The 2,703-nt window shown below is 69.5% G+C and carries 3 protein-coding genes; all 3 read right to left on the reverse strand.

Annotation, left to right across the window (positions count from 1 at the left end; all coding sequences use genetic code 11):
- Nucleotides 1-10 precede the first annotated feature (10 nt).
- Entirely contained in the window at nucleotides 11-508 is a 498-nt protein-coding gene (locus V7067_RS11290; protein ID WP_334176005.1) for a universal stress protein, read from the reverse strand.
- 84 nt (nucleotides 509-592) lie between these two features.
- A complete protein-coding gene (ychF, locus tag V7067_RS11295; RefSeq protein WP_334176006.1) occupies nucleotides 593-1,687 on the reverse strand; it encodes a redox-regulated ATPase YchF in 1,095 nt (364 codons plus the stop codon).
- A 279-nt stretch (nucleotides 1,688-1,966) separates the two neighbouring features.
- Nucleotides 1,967-2,703: aminoacyl-tRNA hydrolase (gene pth / locus V7067_RS11300; protein WP_334176007.1), on the reverse strand; the 737-nt coding region annotated here is incomplete at its 5' end.

Here is a 2,703-nt window from a genome sequence, read left to right on the forward strand (position 1 = left end):
GGTGCCGGCCTCAGGCGCCGGCCACGATTTCCTCGTCCGACAGCGTGCCCGGCACGATGGTGATCGGCACGGGAAAAGTGCCGGCGGCGCGGCCGGCAATGGCGGTCACCAGCGGCCCCGGGCCTTCGCTGTCGGTGCCCGCAGCCAGAACGAGAATGGCGATGTCGGTATCCGCGCCGATGAGGTTGACGATCTCCTCGGCGCGGTTGCCCTCGCGGATGGCGGTTTCCGGAATGATGCCGGCGATCTGGCGGGCGCGTTCCACGGCGCGGGCCAGCACCTCGTCGGCCGCGCCATAGGCCTCGGCCCGCATCACTTCTTCCACGCCCAGCCAGCGCGGCGCGCCGGCCTCCGGCACGATGACGTAAAGCATCACCACGCCGCCCGCGGTGCGCTGGGCCCGCTTGGCGGCATAGACGATGGCACGGTCGCATTCCGGGGTGTCGTCGATGACGACGAGGAACTTGCGCCGGTGGCCTTCGTGAAAGGACGAACGGGGTGCGATCATGACGGGAAGTCTGCCACCGGCCGTCCCCGCCGGCAAGCGGCGCGGCGGGGCGCCGGGGGCGCGGACGCGTCCTGCAGCCGGGCCTCAGCTGGAGAAGCGGAACAGCATGATGTCGCCGTCCTGCACCACATAATCCTTGCCTTCGTCGCGCGCCTTGCCGGCTTCCTTGGCCCCGGCCTCGCCGTTGAAGCGGATGAAGTCGTCATAGGCGATGGTCTGGGCGCGGATGAAGCCCTTCTCGAAATCCGTGTGGATCACGCCGGCCGCCTGCGGAGCCCGGTCGCCCTTGTGGATGGTCCAGGCGCGGGTTTCCTTCGGGCCGACGGTGAAGTAGGTCGCAAGACCCAGCAGGTCGTAGCCGGCGCGGATGACGCGGTCGAGACCCGGTTCCTCAAGGCCGAGGGTCTCCAGAAATTCCTTCTGCTCCTCCGGCGAAAGCTGGGCGATTTCCGCCTCAATGGCGGCCGAGACAACCACCACGCCGGCGCCTTCCGCCTTCGCCTTCTCCGCCACCCTGTCGGAGAACGCGTTGCCGGTGGCGGCCGAGGCCTCGTCCACGTTGCACACGTAGAGCACGGGCTTCGAGGTGAGCAGGTTCAGCATCTGGAAGGCCTTGCGGTCTTCCGCATCGACCTGCAGCAGGCGGGCCGGCTTGCCCTCGCGCAGCAGCTCAAGCACGGCGTCCATCAGGGCCACCTGCGCCCTGGCATCCTTGTCGCTGGCCGCGCGCTTGCGCAGCGGCGCCACGCGGCGCTCAAGGCTCTCCAGATCGGAAAGCATCAGTTCGGTTTCAACCGTCTCGGCATCCGCCACCGGATCGACGCGACCTTCGACATGGGTGATGTCGCCATCCTCGAAGCAGCGCAGCACGTGGGCGATGGCGTCGACCTCGCGGATGTTGGCGAGGAACTGGTTGCCGAGGCCCTCGCCCTTGGAAGCCCCGCGCACGAGGCCCGCGATATCCACGAAGGTCATGCGCGTCGGCACGATCTGGGCCGACTTGCCGATGGCGGCAATGCTGGCAAGGCGCGGATCGGGCATCGCCACTTCGCCGGTGTTGGGCTCGATGGTGCAGAACGGATAGTTGGCCGCCTGCGCCGCCGCCGTCTTGGTCAGCGCGTTGAACAGGGTCGACTTGCCGACGTTCGGCAGGCCGACGATACCGCATTTGAAGCCCATGATACCCGTCTCTCACTCACTGCCGGGCCGGCCCGCCGTGCTGCCCTCAGCACAGGCCGTCCGCGGCGGGGTCCGTGCCCCCGTCTGATTCCGTTGCCCGGGCAGCCCGGTTCACCTTGCCCGTGCGGTTCGCGTCGTCCGCGCGGTTCTCCGCCCGCCAGTCTTCGCCCACCGGTCATTCGCTCGCCGGTCATTCGCTCGCCGGTTCTTGGGCGAGCGGGCGGGTTGCCGTCAAGGCCCATTCGGCCCGGCCCGGCCCGCGCCGGCAGGCCCGCGGCCTTATGGCCTGCGGCCGAGAAGCCGCGCCAGCTTTTCCGCCATCGCCCCGCCCGGCGCCGGTTTATCCTGTGCCGGCTTATCCTGTGCCGGTTTGCCCGCCGCGGCGGCCGGCTTCGCCGACCCGGCCGGTGCCGGTGCGCCTTCGCCGGCTTTCGCCGGCCGGGCCGCCGTCTTGTCAGCCGCTTTGGGCGGCGCCAGCAGGGTGTGCACGCGGTTGGCGAAGGTGGCGTCCTTGCCGGCGGCCAGCAGCGGTGCCTCGTCGGCCATGGCGTCGAGCAGCGGCACCAGCCAGGCATCATCGGCCTTGCCGAAATCGTGCAGCACCCAGCCGTGCACCAGCTCCTTCGCGCCGGGATGGCCGATGCCGATGCGAATGCGGCGATAGTCCTCGCCGAGCTGGGCGGTGATGGACCGCAGGCCGTTGTGGCCGCCGTGGCCGCCGCCGGTCTTGGCGCGGAACTTGCCCGGCGGCAGGTCCAGTTCGTCGTGGAACACCACCACCTCGGCCGGCGTGCTCTTGTAGAAGCGCGCCGCCTCGCCCACCGCGCGGCCGGATTCGTTCATGTAGGTCAGCGGTTTCATCAGCAGCACGCGGTCTTCGCCGATGCTGCCTTCGGCGATTTCCGCCTGAAATTTCTGCCGCCAGGGACCGAAACGGTGGCGCGCATAGATGCGGTCCACGGCCATGAAGCCGACATTGTGGCGGTTGCCGGCATAACGCGGGCCCGGATTGCCGA

It is taken from the genome of Pseudoxanthobacter sp. (genome assembly GCF_036822375.1).
Classification (GTDB): domain Bacteria; phylum Pseudomonadota; class Alphaproteobacteria; order Rhizobiales; family Segnochrobactraceae; genus Pseudoxanthobacter.

Bases quoted from the DNA above. Each gene is read 5' to 3' on its own strand.
- V7067_RS11290 (WP_334176005.1), bottom strand. From the start codon at position 508: ATGATCGCACCCCGTTCGTCCTTTCACGAAGGCCACCGGCGCAAGTTC.
- ychF (WP_334176006.1), bottom strand. From the start codon at position 1,687: ATGGGCTTCAAATGCGGTATCGTCGGCCTGCCGAACGTCGGCAAGTCG.